This window comes from Sphingomonas yantingensis (assembly GCF_014199325.1).
Classification (GTDB): domain Bacteria; phylum Pseudomonadota; class Alphaproteobacteria; order Sphingomonadales; family Sphingomonadaceae; genus Sphingomonas; species Sphingomonas yantingensis.
Window position 1 is genome coordinate 55,025 of record NZ_JACIJJ010000002.1, and the last position, 17,373, is coordinate 72,397.

Annotated in this window: 13 protein-coding genes; 9 read left to right on the forward strand and 4 right to left on the reverse strand. The window is 68.6% G+C overall.

What is annotated here, in order from left to right:
* Position 1 precedes the first annotated feature (1 nt).
* The 7 genes from FHR19_RS06480 to FHR19_RS06510 all read left to right on the forward strand — a co-directional run bounded on the left by FHR19_RS06480 (position 2) and on the right by FHR19_RS06510 (position 12,780).
* A complete protein-coding gene (locus tag FHR19_RS06480; RefSeq protein WP_246359376.1) occupies positions 2–940 on the forward strand; it encodes an ROK family protein in 939 nt (312 codons plus the stop codon).
* A 70-nt stretch (positions 941–1,010) separates the two neighbouring features.
* On the forward strand, positions 1,011–4,424 hold the full coding sequence (locus FHR19_RS06485) for a glycosyl hydrolase 2 galactose-binding domain-containing protein (protein ID WP_221228432.1): 3,414 nt from the start codon (positions 1,011–1,013) through the stop codon (positions 4,422–4,424).
* Entirely contained in the window at positions 4,421–5,878 is a 1,458-nt protein-coding gene (locus FHR19_RS06490) for a carboxylesterase family protein (RefSeq protein ID WP_184026103.1), read from the forward strand. The genes FHR19_RS06485 and FHR19_RS06490 overlap by 4 nt, the downstream gene beginning before the upstream one ends.
* The gene (locus tag FHR19_RS06495) at positions 5,878–6,582 is read left to right on the forward strand and encodes a GDSL-type esterase/lipase family protein (protein WP_221228433.1); all 705 of its coding nucleotides are present in this window, start codon (positions 5,878–5,880) and stop codon (positions 6,580–6,582) included. The genes FHR19_RS06490 and FHR19_RS06495 overlap by 1 nt, the downstream gene beginning before the upstream one ends.
* A gap of 148 nt (positions 6,583–6,730) precedes the next feature.
* Positions 6,731–9,931: a TonB-dependent receptor gene (locus tag FHR19_RS06500; protein WP_184026108.1), complete on the forward strand. Its 3,201-nt coding sequence runs from the start codon at positions 6,731–6,733 to the stop codon at positions 9,929–9,931.
* A gap of 72 nt (positions 9,932–10,003) precedes the next feature.
* Positions 10,004–11,512, forward strand: a complete 1,509-nt coding sequence (locus FHR19_RS06505; protein ID WP_184026110.1) for a tryptophan halogenase family protein — start codon at positions 10,004–10,006, stop codon at positions 11,510–11,512.
* Positions 11,509–12,780 (forward strand): sugar porter family MFS transporter, encoded by a 1,272-nt coding sequence (locus FHR19_RS06510; RefSeq protein WP_184026112.1) that lies wholly within the window; start codon positions 11,509–11,511, stop codon positions 12,778–12,780. The genes FHR19_RS06505 and FHR19_RS06510 overlap by 4 nt, the downstream gene beginning before the upstream one ends.
* On the opposite strand, the gene FHR19_RS06515 is transcribed toward FHR19_RS06510, so the two are convergent.
* Positions 12,770–13,798 carry a DUF2332 domain-containing protein gene (locus FHR19_RS06515; RefSeq protein ID WP_184026114.1) on the reverse strand — a complete coding sequence of 343 codons (1,029 nt, stop codon included), beginning with the start codon at positions 13,796–13,798 and terminating at the stop codon, positions 12,770–12,772. The genes FHR19_RS06510 and FHR19_RS06515 overlap by 11 nt on opposite strands.
* Complete coding sequence (locus FHR19_RS06520) at positions 13,795–14,520, reverse strand: dienelactone hydrolase family protein (protein WP_184026118.1); 726 nt, start codon at positions 14,518–14,520, stop codon at positions 13,795–13,797. The genes FHR19_RS06515 and FHR19_RS06520 overlap by 4 nt, the downstream gene beginning before the upstream one ends.
* 71 nt (positions 14,521–14,591) lie before the next feature.
* On the opposite strand from FHR19_RS06520, the gene gpmA reads away from it, so the two are divergent.
* Positions 14,592–15,278, forward strand: coding sequence for a 2,3-diphosphoglycerate-dependent phosphoglycerate mutase (gene gpmA / locus FHR19_RS06525; RefSeq protein ID WP_184026120.1), 687 nt, complete (start codon positions 14,592–14,594; stop codon positions 15,276–15,278).
* On the opposite strand, the gene FHR19_RS06530 is transcribed toward gpmA, so the two are convergent.
* Positions 15,260–16,465: a phospholipase D-like domain-containing protein gene (locus FHR19_RS06530; protein ID WP_184026122.1), complete on the reverse strand. Its 1,206-nt coding sequence runs from the start codon at positions 16,463–16,465 to the stop codon at positions 15,260–15,262. The genes gpmA and FHR19_RS06530 overlap by 19 nt on opposite strands.
* Before the next feature lie 126 nt (positions 16,466–16,591).
* On the opposite strand from FHR19_RS06530, the gene rpoZ reads away from it, so the two are divergent.
* Positions 16,592–16,936 (forward strand): DNA-directed RNA polymerase subunit omega, encoded by a 345-nt coding sequence (gene rpoZ, locus FHR19_RS06535; RefSeq protein WP_184026124.1) that lies wholly within the window; start codon positions 16,592–16,594, stop codon positions 16,934–16,936.
* A 62-nt stretch (positions 16,937–16,998) separates the two neighbouring features.
* Here rpoZ and FHR19_RS06540 read toward each other — a convergent pair whose 3' ends face one another.
* Complete coding sequence (locus FHR19_RS06540) at positions 16,999–17,169, reverse strand: hypothetical protein (protein WP_184026126.1); 171 nt, start codon at positions 17,167–17,169, stop codon at positions 16,999–17,001.
* Positions 17,170–17,373: the final 204 nt, after the last annotated feature.

A 17,373-nucleotide genomic window follows, 5' to 3' on the forward strand; every position in this document is an offset into this window, starting at 1 on the left:
GATGGCGGGATCGGTCGCGTCGCTGGATGCGGCGACCTCGATCATGGCAAATGGTGCCACGCGGATCGCGGGGGTCGAGCTTGGCGGGACGAAATGCGTCTGCACGCTGGCGACGGCCGACGGCACGATACTCGATCAGGCGACGGTGCCGACGACGACCCCCGACGCGACGCTGGGCGCGATCGAGCGGACGCTGGACGGCTGGGCCGGGGCGGCGGCGCTCGGCGCGCTCGGCATCGCCTCGTTCGGGCCGGTACGGCTCGATCCGGCAGCGAGCGACTGGGGCCATATCACCTCGACGAGCAAGCCCGGCTGGCAGCAGACCGATGTCGGCGCCCGGCTTCGCGATCGCTACGGCGTTCCGACCGCGTTCGACACCGACGTCAACGGCGCGGCGCTGGCGGAAGCGCGGTGGGGTGCGGCGGCCGGGCTGAGCGACTTTGCCTATGTGACCCTCGGCACGGGTGTCGGCGTGGGGCTGATCGTGCATGGCCGACCGACGCGCGGGATTGGGCATTGCGAGATCGGGCATATGCATGTCGCTCGCCTTGCGGGGGACGACTGGCCGGGAAGCTGCCCGTTCCACGGCGATTGCGTCGAGGGCCTGGCCTCCGGCACCGCGATCGCCGCGCGGCTGGGCGACGTGCCGGTGGCGAGCGTCAGTGCGGACCACGAAGTATGGGACGGGGTGGTCGAGACGGTGGCGCAGCTTTGCCAGGCGGTGGTGCTGGCGACGGGCGCGGCACGCATCCTGATCGGTGGCGGGGTCGCGGGCGGCCAGCCGTTCCTGTTGCCGCGCGTCGAGGCGCGGCTTCGCGCGATCATCGCGGGCTATGTCGAGCTGCCGGGCGAGCCGTTGGTGACCCCGCCCGGGCTGGGCGACGGGGCGGGGCCGCTGGGGCCGATCGCGATGACGGCGGCGATGCTCGAAACCGCTTGATCGCTGGCGACGCATTTCGCACAACCAGAACAATCATAAAAACGATCGAATAAAGGGAGGCTGCTGGCCGATGGGCATGTTCTCGAAGCTTCTGCTTGCCGGGGCGCCGCTTTTGCCGCTCGCCGCGACCGCGCAACAGGTGGCGGGGCCGACCAATGTCGGGCCGTACAACGCCGCATTCCTTGAGGGCGGGATCGGCATCGACCGGCCGCTGGAGCGCGCCGAGGCGCTGGTAGCCGCGGGTGCGCCCTATACCATCTCGGCGTGGGTGAAGCCCGAGGCGCGTCAGCCGGGCGAAGCGGTGCTGGTGGCGCTTGGCGATCCGAAGGGCGTGTGCCGGTGCCTGTCGCTCGACGACGGGCGGCTGAGCCTGCGCGACGGCGACGCCCGCGTGTCGGCGCGAACCGCGATCGCGGCGGGGCGCTGGACGCACGTCGCGGCGGTGTCGGATGGATCGACCGTCACGCTCTATATCGACGGCAAGCGCGCGGGCGGCGGCTCGGCAAAGGCCGCGGTGGTGGCTCCGAAGATCGCCATCGCGCCGCCGGGTGCCCGCCACTTCGGCGGCACGCTGATCGAGGCGAAGGTGACGCCGGGGGCGATGCCTGCGCAGGGCGTGGCGGCGCTGGTCGCCGCGCGCCCGCAATTCGACTTGGTACAGGTCTGGCACGTGGGCGTAGGCTGGGAATGGCAGAAGCAGGCGAACACCGGCTATTGGCGCCAGCAGGACCCGTGGACGCTGCCGCAGTCGAAGGTCGCCTATAGCCCGCCGGTCGCCAAGCCGGTGCCGAACCGGCCTGCGCTCCAGCCGACGGGCGCCGGGCGGTGGCAGATCAACGGCTGGCAGCTCGCCGCCGCGCCCGAGGTGAAGGCGGACGGCGCGGCACTGTCGCGGCCGGGCGGCTCGGCCAAGGGCTGGGTGGCGGCGACGGTGCCGGGTACGGTGCTCCAGACGCTGGTCGATCGCGGCGTCTATCCCGACCCCTATTACGGGCTCAACAACCTCAAGATCCCCGAGAGCCTGGCGCGGCAGGATTACTGGTATCGCACGTCATTCACCGTGCCGGCGGAAGCGGCGGGCAAGCGCACGACGCTCGTCTTCGGCGGCATCAATTATGCGGCGGAGATGTGGGTGAACGGGCAGCGGCTGGGCGATACCCGGGGCGCGTTCATTCGCGGGCAGTTCAACTTTATACCAGTGGCGGGCGAGAATGTCATCGCCGTCCGCGTCTCGCCGCCGCCGCATCCGGGCATTCCGCACGAACAGTCGATCGCGGCGGGCGTGGGCGAGAATGGCGGCCAGCTCGCGATCGACGGCCCGACCTTCGTCGCGACCGAGGGGTGGGACTGGATCCCCGGTATCCGCGACCGCAACACCGGCATCTGGCGCCCGGTCGAGCTGGTCGCGCATGGCGACGTGCGCATCCTTGACCCGCAGATCGTCACCGACCTGCCGCTGCCGCGCACCGACAGCGCCGACGTGTATCTGAACGTCCCCGTCCGCAACGGATCGAACGCGGCCAAGGCGGTGACCGTGCGCGCAAGGTTCGAGGGCGTGTCGGTTGAGAAGACCGCGACGATCGCCCCCGGCGACGGCGTGGTCCGCTTCACCCCGACCGAGTTCGCGCAGCTTCGCGTGCGCAACCCGCGGCTGTGGTGGCCGAATGGCTATGGCGACCCCGCGCTCTACGACATCGCGTTCGAGGCGGTGGTCGATGGCGCGGTGTCCGACACACATCAGGACCGCTTCGGCATTCGCGAGGTGAGCTACGACCTCTCGCTGTTCGACCGGGCGGGCAAGCTCCGCCGCGTCAATGTGCAGACCACCGATGGCGGCCTGAAGCGCACGAAGCTGATCGACGTGACGCATACCGCCATCAAGCAGAGCGTGACCGGCTGGGCCGAATCGCTGACCGCCGCGGGCGAGACCTCGCCCGCCGTTACCGCGATCGGCGACGACCTGCCCGAGCCGCACCTGACGATCCGCGTCAACGGCGTGCGCATCGCCGCGCGCGGCGGCAACTGGGGTATGGACGACGCGATGAAGCGCGTCAGCTATGACTGGCTGAAACCCTTTTTCCGCCTCCAGAAGGAGGCGAACATGAACGTCATCCGCAACTGGATGGGCAGCAACAGCGAAGAGGAGTTCTACGACCTGGCCGACGAGCACGGCATGATGGTGCTCAACGACTTCTGGCAGTCGACGCAGAACTTTCAGGTCGAGCCGCAGGACCCCGAGCTGTTCCTGAAGAACGCCCGCGACACGATCGCGCGTTATCGCAACCACCCCTCGATTATCCTGTGGTTCGGGCGGAACGAGGGCGTGCCGTATCCTGCGTTGAACGAAGGGCTGGACGACGCCGTCTTCGACCTGGACGGCACGCGCTGGTTCACGGGCAGCTCGAACGTCGTGAACCTCCAGGGGTCGGGACCGTATAATTACAGGCCGCCCGTGGGCTATTTCACCGACCTCGCGACCGGCTTCTCGGTCGAGACGGGAACGCCGTCGCTGTCGACGCTGGAGTCGGTGCGCAGCTATGTGCCGCAGGCGGACCGCTGGCCGCTGTCGGACGTGCTCGCCTATCACGACTGGCACTTCGGCGGGAACGGCGACACCAAGACGTTCATGCAGGCGCTCGGTACCATGTTCGGCCCGGCGACCAGCTTCGAGGATTTCGAGCGCAAGGCGCAGATGATGAACCTCGAAACGCACAAGGCGATGTACGAGGGGTTCCTGGGCCATCTCTGGACCAAGAATAGCGGGCGGCTCCTGTGGATGACGCATCCCGCCTGGCCGTCGAACGCGTGGCAGATCTATTCATGGGATTACGACACGCACGCAGCGTACTACGGGGCGAAGAAGGCGACGCAGCCGCTCCACGTCCAGCTCAACCTGCCGGGCAACGAACTGGTCGTCCTCAACACGACGCAGGCTGACGCGCGGGGGCTGTCGGTGCGCACGCGCGTCGTCGGGCTCGACAATCGCGAGCTGTTCACGCGAGAAGACAAGCTCGACGCGCTCGCCAATCGCGCGACGCCGCTCAAGGCGGTGCCGCTTGGCCAACTGTTCACGGCCAATCCGATGGTGCTGGTGAAGCTTGAGCTGGTGGATGCCGGCGGCAAGATCGTCGCCGACAACTTCTATTGGCGCGGCGCGAACGAGGCTGCGTACCAGGCGCTGAACACGATGGGCGCGGCGACGGTCGAGGCGGTGGGTGCGGCGCCAACGACCGAGGGCGAGGATCGCGCGATCGCGGTGACGCTGACCAATCGCGGCACAGTGCCGGCGCTCAATGCCAAGTTGACGCTCACCGACGACAAGGGCGTGCGCATTCTGCCGGCCTATTACAGCGACAATTACGTCGCGCTGCTGCCGGGCGAGAGCCGGACGATCACCGTCCGCTATCCCGCGAGCGTGACGGCGGCCCCGCGCCTGTCGCTGCGCGGGTGGAACGTGGCCGAGGCGGGGGTGGCGATCCGGTGAGGCGGCTGCTCGCCCTCTTGCTCGCGCCGCTCATGGTCGCGGCCGCCGATCCGCCCGTCGTCGCGGTGACGGGAGGGCGGGTCGCGGGGAGCGCCGAGGCCGATCGCCTCGTCTTTCGCGGCATCCGCTATGCCGCGCCGCCGCTCGCCGACCGGCGGTGGCGTGCGCCCGCACCCGTCGAGGCGTGGCGCGGGGTGGCGGATGCGACGCGGCCTGCGCCCGCCTGCCTTCAGAACAACTATGGCTGGAATCGCGCGCATCACGTGTTCGCGAGCGAGGATTGCCTGACCCTCGAGGTCGCGACGCCGGCACTCACCGGCAAGCGGCCGGTGTTCGTGTGGATCCATGGCGGCAGCAATCGCGCGGGCTCAGGCGCGGGGATGGGCGGCACGCCGATGGTCGGCAAGGATATCGTCGTCGTGTCGATGCAATACCGGCTCGGCATCTTCGGCTTCCTCGCGCATCGCGGCGCGGTCGAGGGCGGCCATGCGGGCAATTACGGGCTGATGGACCAGATCGCCGCGCTGCGCTGGGTACAGGCGAACATCGCCCGCTTCGGTGGCGATCCCACGCGCGTGACGATTGCGGGCGAGAGTGCGGGTGCGCAGGACGTCGGCCTGCTCGTCGCCAGCCCCGCCGCGCGCGGGCTGTTCGCACAGGCGGTGATGCAGTCGGGAACGCCCAATTTCGGGCTGCCCCCGCGCCCGCTGGGCGAGGCATTGCGGCTCGGCGATCAGGTCGATGCCGCGCTCGGCACCGATGGGTCGATCGCGGCGCTGCGCTCGGCGTCGGCTAACGCGCTGCTGGCGGCGGACCTGAAGCTGCATGACGCCCGGCTGACCGCCGACGATTACATGTGGCTGCGCACGACGATCGATGGCGCGGTGATCCCCGCCGACCCGGTGCGGCTGCTGGCCGAGGCGCCTGCGCGGCCCGCGATTATTGGCTCCAACCGCTTCGAGCTCGACCTGCCCGGCGGGCGACCGGCGCGCGATGCGTTCGTGGCGCTGAGCTTCGGCGCCAACGAGGAAGCGGCGCGGGCGTTCTATGGGCTGGGCGAGCCTGATCCGGCGGCCGATCCGCGGATGGGAACGATAGACCAGCAGATTTCGACCGACGCCACGTTCCGTTGCCCCGCCGGGCGGATGGCGAGCGCGATGGTGGCGAAGGGCGCGCCGGTCTGGCGCTACGACTTCGACGTGTCGGGGGATGGCGGACGGACGGCGCATGCGGTCGACGTCGGCTATTTCTGGGGGACGGCGAAGGCGGGCGGGCTGTCGCTCCTCGACTATTGGGCGAACTTCGCCCGGACCGGCGATCCCAATGGCGGCGCTCTGCCGGCATGGCCGCGCTTTGAGGTGGGCGCGCAGCGGCATATCGTGTTCGGAAACGGGGGCGTCACCACCGGCGCGCGCCTTCGCGAGCCCATCTGCCGGTTGACGGAGGCCCTGTGATGAATCGACGCCAGCTCTTTGCCGCGGGGGCGCTGCTGCCGCTGATCCCCGCCGTCGCACGCGCCGACGATGCCGCCGACCGCCGCCTGCGCGAGGATTGGGCATGGCTCGGCCGCTATGCGGAGGAGAATGCGGCGCTCAAGGCGCGGGGCGCAAAGACGGGCATCGTCTTCATGGGCGATTCGATCACGCAGGGGTGGCGCGAAAAGCGACCCGACTTCTTTCGCGAGGGGCGCGTCGGGCGCGGGATCAGCGGGCAGACGACACCGCAGATGCTGGTGCGGATGATGGCCGACGTGATCGCACTTCGCCCCCGCGCGGTGCACATCATGGCCGGGACCAACGATATCGCGGGCAATACCGGGCCGATGACGCGCCAGCAAAGCTTCGACAATCTTGCCGCGATGGCGGCGCTGGCGCGCGCCAACAGGATCGGGGTGATCCTGGCGAGCGTGCCGCCCGCTTCGTCCTTTCCGTGGCGGCCGGGGCTGGAAACGATCGGGCCGATCGCCGAGATCAATCGCTGGATCGCCGGCTACGCCCGCGAGACGCGCGCGATCCATGTCGATTACGGCCCCGCCCTGACCGACGGGCGCGGCGGTATCCCAAAGGCACTCGCCTATGACGGAGTGCATCCGACGCCCGAGGGCTATGCCGCGATGGAGCGCGTGCTGTCGCCGATCCTCGCCAAGCGCGGTCTTTGAGTCTAACTTAATCCAAAAATAATGCGTTTTATTTGAGCGTTCTCGCGCTTGCAGTGCGGGTTGGCGCTTGACACCCGCGCGCCCGGCGTAAGATAAACAAATCGATTTTATTAAAGGCGCGTCAGTCGCCGAAATCCGGGAGAAGGTGATGAAGGGGATGACTGTTCGCCAGACGTTGCTGCTCGCAACGTCGGGATTTGCCATGCTGGCGACGCCGGCGTTCGCACAGGAAACGCCGCCCGCCGGCGATCCGGCCGCCGCTGCCGAGCCGCAGGCCGATCGGGTGGGCGCCGAGGACGATATCATCGTCACCGGCATCCGCGCCGCCCAGGCGCGCGCGATCGACGTGAAGCGCAACGCATCGAGCGTGGTCGAGGCGATCAGCGCGCAGGACATCGGCAAGCTGCCCGACGTCACCATCTCCGACTCGCTTCAGCGCATCTCCGGCGTCCAGATCCGGCGTGAGGCGGGTGAAGGCGGCGCGATCAACATCCGCGGCCTGCCGCAGGTCAACACGCTGATGAACGGCGAGCAGTTCCTGGGCGCCAATTCGGTGACCACGGTCCAGCCGAACTTCAACGACATCCCCTCGCAGCTCTTCTCGGGCGCGACGGTGTTCAAGTCGCCGACCGCCTCGCTCCAGCAGGCGGGCCTGTCGGGCACCGTCGACCTGCTGACGCGCCGTCCCTTCGACCTGAAGCAGGGCCTGACGATCGCGGGCGCGGCAGAGGCGCAGTATGGCGACAAGGTCAAGAAGTGGAACCCGTCGTTCAATGGCCTGATCGCGTATAATAGCGGCCGGGTCGGCCTGCTCGTGTCGGCGGCGTACAGCGACCTTACGCTGTCCAACAGCTATCGCGGCATCCAGGATTACGGCGTGGCGCTGCGCAACGAGGGCGGCAGCGCGACCAACCAGGGCGACTTCGCGACGGGCAATTATCGCCGCGATGCCGCGGGCAACATCCTCTACGACACCTCGCCCAACAACGACACCAACGCGGCGACCTCATGCATCGTCCCGTCCGCGGCGACCAGTGTGGTGCCCGCGATCGGCGGCACGCGCTGTGCGCCGCTGACCGCCAGCCGCGGCACCCCGGTGCGCAATGCCGCGGGCGCGATCGTCGGCTACGACGTCAACGGCGACGGCGACGCCAACGATACGTTCATCACGCCCCAGTCGCATACCGCCTGGAACCGCATCACCAGCCGCGAACGCTTCGGTGCCAACGCCTCGCTCCAGATCGAGCTCTCCGACGCGCTGAAGCTGACCGCCGACGGCTTCTACACGCGCCAGACGCAGTACGACCGGACCGCGGGCTTCCAGTTCCAGATGGTCGACTGGCAGTCGGCACCGTACCTGCCCACCAACTCGCGTGATACCGGCGCGGTGGTCGGGGGCTACAACCTCAACACCGTCCAGACCTACAGCTACGACCTCGCGAACTTCGACAGCTATGCCGAGACGTTCCGCATCAAGTCGGAATCGCAGAACTACAACCTGCAGCTCGACTGGGACAACGACACCAACTTCAAGGCGACGCTGCGCGGCGTCTATGGCAAGGCAAGCCGCAAGAGCGATCAGAGCTATGCCCAGTTCAGCCTGACCGATGGCTATCAGTGGGCCTATGAGGGCGTCGGCAATTATCCCGCCTCGGTCGGCGGCGACCGCCGGTTCAACCCGACCGGCTACCGCGTCTACAGCCAGAAGGCGACGGTCGACTATTCGTCGGGCGCGCCGGTGTTCGGCTTCTCCGATGCGTTCCTGAACCAGGTCCAGGACGTCAGCCGATATGGCCTGAAGACGATCTCTTCGGAGAACAACGTCTATCAGGACGGCGACCTCTGGGCCGTTCGCGGCGATGCCGAGTGGAAGGCGAACGACGCGGTGACGCTGAAGTTCGGCGCGCGTTATGGCGAGCGGTCGGTCGAGCAGTTCACCTTCGAGCGCGTGTCGCCCTTCTATGCTGGCAACACCGACAACCCGGCCAATCCGGCGGCGGGGTGTCTGGTCAAGTGGAAGGCGTTCGACGTCAACCTGAACGATCAGAACTGTCAGGTGCGCGACGCCGCCGGCGTTCCCTATACCGCAGGCCTGACGCGGCAAGGCAACGACCCGATCTTTGCTGGCCTGCTCAAGCAATATGGCCTGCCCGCCTCTGGCGCACCAAGCATCTACGTGCTCGATCCCAAGGCGATGGACGATAGCGAGTCGTTCCAGAACAAATTCTATCCGGGCAGCATCAACAACGTGAACCCGGCGGACTCGTTCGGCATCAACCTTCAGCAGATCTCGGGCTATCTCCAGGTCGATGGCGAGGGTGAATTGTTCGGGATGCCCGTCCGCGCCAATGGCGGCGTGCGGATCGTCAACACCCGTTTCCAGGTGCGCCAGAACGTGGTCGGCGCGCCGCAGCCTTACGGCGTCTCGGGCGTCGACGGCGGCGACGTGACGGTGGAGCGCAACTTCACCGACTTCCTCCCCGCCTTCAACGTCGCGTTCGACATCACCGACAAGCTTCGCCTGCGCGGTGCCTATTCGAAGACGATGACGCTGCTCGACTTCCTCCAGTGGGGCGGCGGTCTAAACATCAACTATGCGATCCAGACCAATCCGGGCGGTGGCGCACCGATCTTTGCCGCGACGGGCGCCAATTCGCGCGGCAATCCGCAGCTCGATCCGTGGCGGTCGGACAATGTCGAGGCGAGCCTCGAATATTATACCGGCCGGTCGAGCCTGATCGCGGTCGGCGCCTATTACCTGTCGGTCGAAAGCTTCATCGAGAATGCGACGATCAACCGGAACGACATTCCCGACAATGACGGCGTGATCCGCCGGACGGTGCCGGTGAACACGATCGTGCAGGGCGCGGGCGGGACGCTGAAGGGCCTCGAAGTGTCGGCGCGTCAGTCGCTGGCCGATTACGGCGTCGACGGTTTCTTCGGCGGGTTCGGCGTGGACGCCAACTACACGCTGTCGCTGGGCGATACGGGCCGCACCGACCTGGCCGGCAACAAGCAGCCGTTTCAGGACAATTCGAAGCATCAGGCGAACGTAGCGCTCTGGTACGAGAAATATGGCCTGTCGGCGCGCGTGGCGTACAACTACCGTTCGGAGCGGCTGGTGTCGTCGGACTATGCGGGCATCACCGGCCTTGCCCAGTATCAGAAGCCGACCAATTATCTCGACGCTTCGATCGCGTACGATATCACGCCGCAGATCACCATCTATGGTCAGGCGTCGAACCTGACCGCGGAAACCGAGCGCTATTACCTGACGTTCGAGGACCAGGTGCTCTGGGAAAACCTGTACGAGCGGCGGTTCATCGCGGGCGTGCGCGCGCGCTTCTAAAGCCCTCCCCCTCGGTCCGTCGTCGTTCTAGAAGGGCCATGACGGACCATTTTTTTGGGAGCATCAGGGGTAATGCAGGCAGCCGCGGACCCCGTGCGAAGTGTTGTCATCGTCGGCGGCGGCACCGCCGGCTGGATGTCGGCCGCGTATCTGGCCCGCCGGCTGTCGCATCTGCCGATCGCGATCACCGTCGTCGACAGCGTCGAGATCGGCACCGTGGGCGTCGGCGAGGCGACGGTGCCGGCGATCCGCGACTTCCTCGCCGCGGTCGAGCTCGGCGAACCCGACGTGCTCGCCGCGACCGAGGGGACGATCAAATACGGCATCCGGTTCGCCGGATGGGGCGGGGAGGGGCATGGCTTCTTCCACCCCTTCGGCCTGTACGGCGTGCCGGCGAACGGCGTGGCGTTCCACCATTATTGGCTGAAGCTGAAGGCAGCGGGGCACGACCTGCCGCTCGGCGACTATTGCCTGGCGACGCAGCTGGCCGAGCGGGGGCTGTTCCTGCCGCCGTCGAGCCAGCCGGGCAGCGACCTTGGCGTCTTCAACTTCGCGCTGCATTTCGATGCGACCAAGTTCGCGCACCTGCTGCGGCGGCTGTCGCTGGCGAACGGCGTCGCGCATGTCGACGGGCGCATCGTCGACGTGACACGGGGCGAGGCGGGGGTGCGGTCGGTGCAGCTGGCCGATGGGCGCACGATCGAGGGCGACCTCTGGATCGACTGTTCGGGGTTCCGCAGCCTGCTGCTCGGCGAGGCGATGGGCGTCCCCTATGTCGACTGGCGGCACTGGCTGCCCTGCGACCGGGCGATCGCCATTCCGTGCCGCAGTGCTGGCGTCCACCGGCCCTTCACGACCGCGACCGCGCACGATGCGGGCTGGCGCTGGCACATTCCGCTGCAGCACCGGGTGGGCAACGGCATCGTCTATTCGAGCGCGCACCTGTCCGACGAGGCGGCCGAGGGGCGGCTGCGCGCGACGCTGGAGGGCGAGCCGATCGCCGAGCCCAATCGCCTGCGCTTCGTCACCGGCCACCGGGCCGAGTTCTGGGCGGGCAACGTCGTCGGCGTCGGGCTGTCGGCCGGGTTTCTCGAGCCGCTCGAATCGACGAGCATCGTGCTCATCCAGTCGGCGCTCGAGCGGTTCGTCGCGCTGTTCCCCGACCGTGGCGGCGACCCGCGGCTGGCGGCGACATACAACCGGCAGTCGGTGCTCGAGTTCGAGCGGATCCGCGACTTCATCCTCCTGCATTACTGGGCGAACCGGCGAACGGGCGAACCCTTCTGGGACGCGATGCGCGCTCTCGACCTGCCCGAATCGCTTGCCGAGCGGGTCGAGGCGTGGCGCGCGGGCGGCGTCTTCGTCCGGCGCGAATGGGACACGTTCCAGGACCCGAGCTGGCTGAGTATGTATGCCGGCTTCGGCCTGTTGCCCGAGCGCACGAGCCCGCTCGCCGACCAATTGGGGGAAGAGGAATTGCTGACGGCATTTGCGCGGATGCGCGAGGCGATCGACCGGGCGGCGCGCACTGCCGAACCGCACGCCGACTTCCTCGCCCGCCAGGGTAGGCGCGCGGCATGAGCGTCCAGGGGCGTGCGATCGGCGCGATGGCGCTGGGCGGCCTGCTGTTCGGGTTCGACACGGCGGTCGTCGCGGGCGTGACCGAGGCGCTGCGCGGCGGCTTCGCCCCCGATGCGGTGTCGATGGGGATCGCGGTGTCGTCCGCGCTCTGGGGAACGCTGGCGGGCGCATTGCTCAGCGGCGCGCCGGGCGACCGTTATGGCAGCCGGACGGTGCTGCGCGGGGTGGGGCTGTTCTATCTCGTCTCGGCGATCGGCTGTGCGCTGGCGACCGGGCTGTGGGCGTTCGCGGCGTTCCGCTTCATCGGCGGGTTCGCGATCGGCGCCTCCTCAGTCCTCGCGCCCGTCTACATCGCCGAGATCAGCCCGCCCGAACGGCGCGGCCGGCTGGTGGGGACGTTCCAGCTCAACATCGTCGTCGGCATCCTTGCCGCCTATCTCGTCAACGGGATCATCGGTGCGGTGTTTCCGGGCGATCTGGCGTGGCGCGTGAAGCTGGCGGCGGCAGCGTTGCCCGCCGCGTTGTTCCTGATCCTGCTGGCCGGCGTGCCGCAGAGCCCGCGCTGGCTGAACGCCCGCGGGCGGCGGGTAGAGGCGGCAGAGGCGGCGGAACGGCTGGGCGTGGACCTGACCACTCCGGAGTCTAACGAAGGAACCGGCCGGCTCGACTGGCGGCGGCATCGCGGACCGATCCTGCTGGCGGTGGCGGTGGGGCTGTTCAACCAGCTCTCCGGCATCAACGCGATCCTCTATTATCTCAACGACATCTTCGCCGCGGGCGGGTTCGAGGGGCTGTCGGCAGATACGCAGGCGGTGGCGGTGGGCGCCGCCAACCTGATCGCGACGCTGGCGGGCATCGCGATCATCGACAAGGTGGGGCGCCGCCCGCTGCTGATCGGCGGCGGGTTCGGGTGCGCGGCGGCGCTGCTGGGCGTCGCGCTCACCTATGCCGGCGTGCTGGGGGCGGGGTGGCTGTTGCCGCTGCTCGTCTTCTTCATCGTCGCGTTCGCCATGTCGCAGGGCGCGGTGATATGGGTCTATTTGAGCGAGATCTTCCCCACCGACGTGCGCGCGCGGGGTCAGGCGATCGGCAGCGCGACGCACTGGATCGCCAATGCGGTCATCGCGTTCGTCTTCCCGATGCTCACCGTCGCGGGGCCGGCGCTCCCATTCTACGGCTTTGCTACGGCGATGCTGCTCCAGTCGTTCGTCGTCTGGCGCTTCTTTCCCGAAACCAAGCAACGGACGCTCGAGGCGATCAGCGGCTGACGGGTTCGATCCAGCGGCCGTGCGGGTGGCTCATGGCCAGGTGCTGCGTCTCGCCGCCGGGCCAGAGCGTCGCATGGACCTGATGCCGGGCGAGGTCGCGGTCGGATTCCAGCCGCACCCAGGCGAGTGGGCGGTCGGCCGTCGCGCGTTCGCCGGCCGCGTCGAGCGCGGCGACGATCCGCCGCTGGCGCTCGGGGCCGAGATATTGCCAGACGACGGAGTGCATCAGGACGCGGGTGTGGCCGGCGGGCTGGGGTTCGGCGAGGCGCGCCTCGACCCAGTCGGCGGCGTCGCCCCGTTCGAGCAGCGGCGGGTCGGCGGCGAACATCGCGATGGCGGCGTCGAGGCGCGCATAGCGGTCGGGATGATCGGCCCAGACATAGGCGCGCAGACGGTCGGCGTCGGCCGGGTCGGTGAGGTCGAGCGGGGCGATATCGACGCCGCGGGTCGAGGCGACCGTGACCGCGACGGGGTCAGGCGGTGGGCCGCGCCACTCGGGGCGAAGCGTGACCGGCGACGGCGGACCGATGGATGTGCCGCCGAGGTTGTAGGCGTAGCGCCCGATCAGCAGGTTGAGGCCGGCGCTCGACCCGATCTCGATCACGTCGATCGGAAGGCCGCAAGTGCGCGCAGCGAGCATCAGGCCGAGCATCAGCGCGGCCGAGCGGCCGGCCTCGTTGGTCTGGGGCGGGCCGTCGAGCCAGGGGAGCAGCGCGGCGTCGTGGTCGCCTAGCACGGCTTTGAGCATTGGTACGGGATCGCCTTGCCCCTCGAAAAGCGCGGCTAGGTCGGGGGCCTGGCCGCGCAATGCCAGCGCGCGCAGGCCGCCGACGAGGCGAAGCGGCAGCGCATCCTCGATCGGGTTGCCCGGCCATGCCAGCACCCGGCGGCCGGTTTCGGTGGTGTCGTCGAGCGCCTCGGCCAGTCCCGCCGCGACGCGGCCGGTGAGCGGCGCGTCCATCGTGTCGCAGAACCTGGCTTGCGCGAGGAAGGCGCTGCGGACGCTGCGCTCGCTCATGCGAGGGTTTCGGCGAGCAGTCGGGTCATCGCCGCCCAGCTGGAAGCGTCGGCATCGGCGTCGTAGCCGAAGCCGGGACGGGTCGAGCCCTGCATCGAAGTGTCGGTGAAGCCGTGGCCGGCGTGGCCATAGGCGTGAAGCTGCCACTTTGCGCCGCCCGCTGTCAGCTCGGCGGCGAGTGCGGTGACGCTGTCGGGCGGGGCGAGCGGGTCGGCCCAGCCGTGGCAAACCAGGACGCGCGGGCGGATCGGCGTGACGGTCGGATAGTCGGGGCGATCGAACAGGCCGTGGAACGCGACGACGGCGCGGACATCCGCGTCCGATCTCGCGAGATCGAGGACGCACTTGCCGCCGAAGCAATAGCCGATCGCGGCGGTACGGTCAGCATCGACCTCGGGTTGCGCCTTCAGCGCCGCGAGGCTGGCGTGGAGGCGATCGCGCAGCAATGTGCGGTCGGCGTTGAGCGCGTTCATATGAACTGCCGGATCGGGCGATTCGCGCGTCGTCCGCTTGCCCTGCCCGAACACGTCGGCAGCGAACCCCACATAGCCGAGTCCGGCGAGCCGTTCGGCGACGAGATTGTCCGCCTCCTTCTGGCCAAGGACGTTGGGGATGATGAGGACGCCGGGGCGCGGGGCGGTGGCCTCGGCATCGAAGGCGAGGACGCCTTCGAACGGTCCGCCGGGGCCGTCGTACACATGCGTGCGCCGCTCGATCGTCATCGCCGTCCCTTCGCTTTGCCAGCCGCGCGCCAATCGGTATGGACGGGGCCGATCATTCACGGGGAGCAGCTATGCCGACACTCGTCCTCATCCGCCACGGCCAGTCGGCCTGGAACCTCGAAAATCGCTTCACCGGCTGGTGGGACGTGGACCTGACCGAGCAGGGGACGCGCGAGGCATGGGCGGCGGGCGAAGCGCTGGCGGCGGCGGGCCTCGATTTCGACCAGTGCTTCACCAGCTTCCAGACGCGGGCGATCAAGACGCTGAACCTCGCACTGGAGGCGATGGGGCGGCTGTGGCTGCCGGTCGAAAAGGACTGGCGGCTGAACGAGCGGCATTACGGGGGGCTTACCGGCCTGGACAAGGCGGAGACGGCGGCGCTGCACGGCGACGAGCAGGTCAAGATCTGGCGCCGCAGCTTCGACATCCCGCCGCCGCTGCCCGAGGCGGGGTCGACGTTCGACCTTTCGAGCGACCGCCGCTATGCCGGCATCCCGATCCCCGCGACCGAGAGCCTGAAGGACACGATTGCGCGCGTCCTTCCCTATTGGGAGGCGCGGATCGCCCCCGAATTGCGCGCCGGCCAGCGCGTGCTGGTGTCGGCGCACGGCAATTCGCTGCGCGCGCTGGTCAAGCATCTGTCGGGCATTTCGGACGAGGATATCGCCAGCCTCGAAATCCCCACCGGCCAGCCGATCGTGTACCAGCTGGACAACGACCTGAACGCGGTCGATCGCTACTATCTGTCGGAACGCTGAGGCGGGCGGGGGTTCTCGCCCCAGGCGATCAGCCGGCGGCTGATCTGAGGGTCGAGGACCGCCATCACCGCATAGGCGGCGGCCTGTTTCAGGCGCGTCCAGGGGGTCATCGCGGCGCGGTGATCCTCACGCGTGATCCGCTTCGAGGCGGCGATCTCGCCATCGACATAGGCGCGGACATGCGCGGTGAAGGCGGGATCCTCGATCCGGAGCATCAGTTCCAGATTGAGGAACAGGCTGCGGATATCGAAATTGGCCGAGCCGATATGCACCGCGCCGCCGATCGCGACGAGCTTGGTATGAAGCTTGGTCGGCTGATATTCCCAGATGCGCACGCCCCGGCGCAGGAGGCCGGCATAGGTGAAGTGCGACGCCCAGATCGCCATATAGTTGTCGGTGACGGCGGGCAGCACGACGTTGACGATCCCGCGCCGCGCCGCGCGCTTCAGCCGGCGCAGCATTGACGGGCCGGGGGCGAAATAGGCGGCGATCAGGTCGATAGGCTCGCCCGCCTTGGCCGCGGCGTGCATCTCGCGCCGGAGCGCACGGGCGAAGGGTGACAGGCGGCGGGTCGGGCCGCCGAGCAGCCAGCGGACCTCCCCCTCATGCTCGCTGTGGCGGCGCAGGACGCGGGCGAGCGCGCGGACGGGCGCCTTTTCCTGGCGGCTCCAGCGGGCGAGCGCATCGAAATAAGGCGCGAGGCGACCGGCGGCGGGGCCGTCGAGATGGAGGCCGAGATCGCGCCATGCCTCTCCATCTTCACCCGGTACGCCGAAATAATCGGCCTTGATGTTGAAGCCGCCGATGATGACGCGGGTGTCGTCGGCCAGCGCCAGCTTCTGGTGATTGCGCAGCAGGTATTTGCGGCCGAAGCGGGGGATGAAGCGGCACACTTCGATCCCTGCGGCCTCCAGCGGCGCGAAGAAGTGCGCGCGGGCGGCGGGTTCGCTGCCGAGGCCGTCGACGATCAGCGTGACGCGGACGCCGCGCGCGGCGGCGGCGATCAGCGCGGCGCCGACCGCGCGCCCGGCGTCGTCATCCTCGTAGATGTAATAGAGGACGCGCAGGCTATCGCGCGCGCCAGCGATCAGGTCGAGCAGCGCCTGCATCCGCCGCGGGCCGGTGTCGAGCAGGCGGATGGCGTTGCCCGCGACCTCGAATGTCGGCTGTTCGATAGGCGCGGCCATGCCGTCCCAGATGGTCCGTGGCGGGGCGACAAGCAACGCGGATGCGCAAAATCTTGACTTTGGCGGGCGCCCGCTTTAGCTGGCTCGCTTTCCCGAACCCATCGGTATCAAGCGAAGGAAGCGTTCATGGCGCGCGTCACCGTCGAGGATTGCGTCGACAAGATCCCCAACCGGTTCGACCTGGTGCTGCTCGCGGCCCAGCGCGCCCGCCAGATTTCGGGCGGTGCAGAACTGCTGCTCGATCGCGATCGCGACAAGAACCCGGTCGTCGCGCTGCGCGAGATTGCCGAAGAGCGGGTCCGCCCCGACGCGATGCAGGAAGCGTTGGTTTCCAGCCTCCAGCGCGTGCAGATCGACGACGAGGAAGCGCCGGACGAGATCGGTTCGCTGTCGGCCTCGGCGGAGGCGCTGCGCCTGACCGCCGCCGCCCCGCCGCGCAACCAGAATGCCGGCGGCGACTACGACGGCTGATCGCCGCCTTACCGCGTTTGAGAAAGGGCCGCGCCTCGTCGAGAGGTGCGGCCCTTTTCGTGTCAGGCGGCGCGGGGCTTGATGATGAGGTCAGCCGCCTTCTCTGCCTGCGCCACGTAGCGGTTTGCCATTTCGGCGTGTGCCTTTCGCGCGGCGACGTCGGTGCAGCGTGCGGCGATCGCGCGCTCCTGTTCGGCGCGGGTCAGGAAATAGCTGCGGTCCTGCGGTTCCATCACGGTTCTCCTCGTCCAAGCGGGAGCGCGGTGGGTCTCTCAGCCGCCGGCATGCTCGGATGAGTCGATTTGCCGGCGATGGAGATTGTCTATCACAGTCATCGCCCCGCCATCATGATCGAGGATAAGACGCGAAAATCCGGGCGCGCCGTCGTCACCACTCGCCTCGTGCTGCGAGCGGTTCGCGCTGGAAAGCGGCGCCCG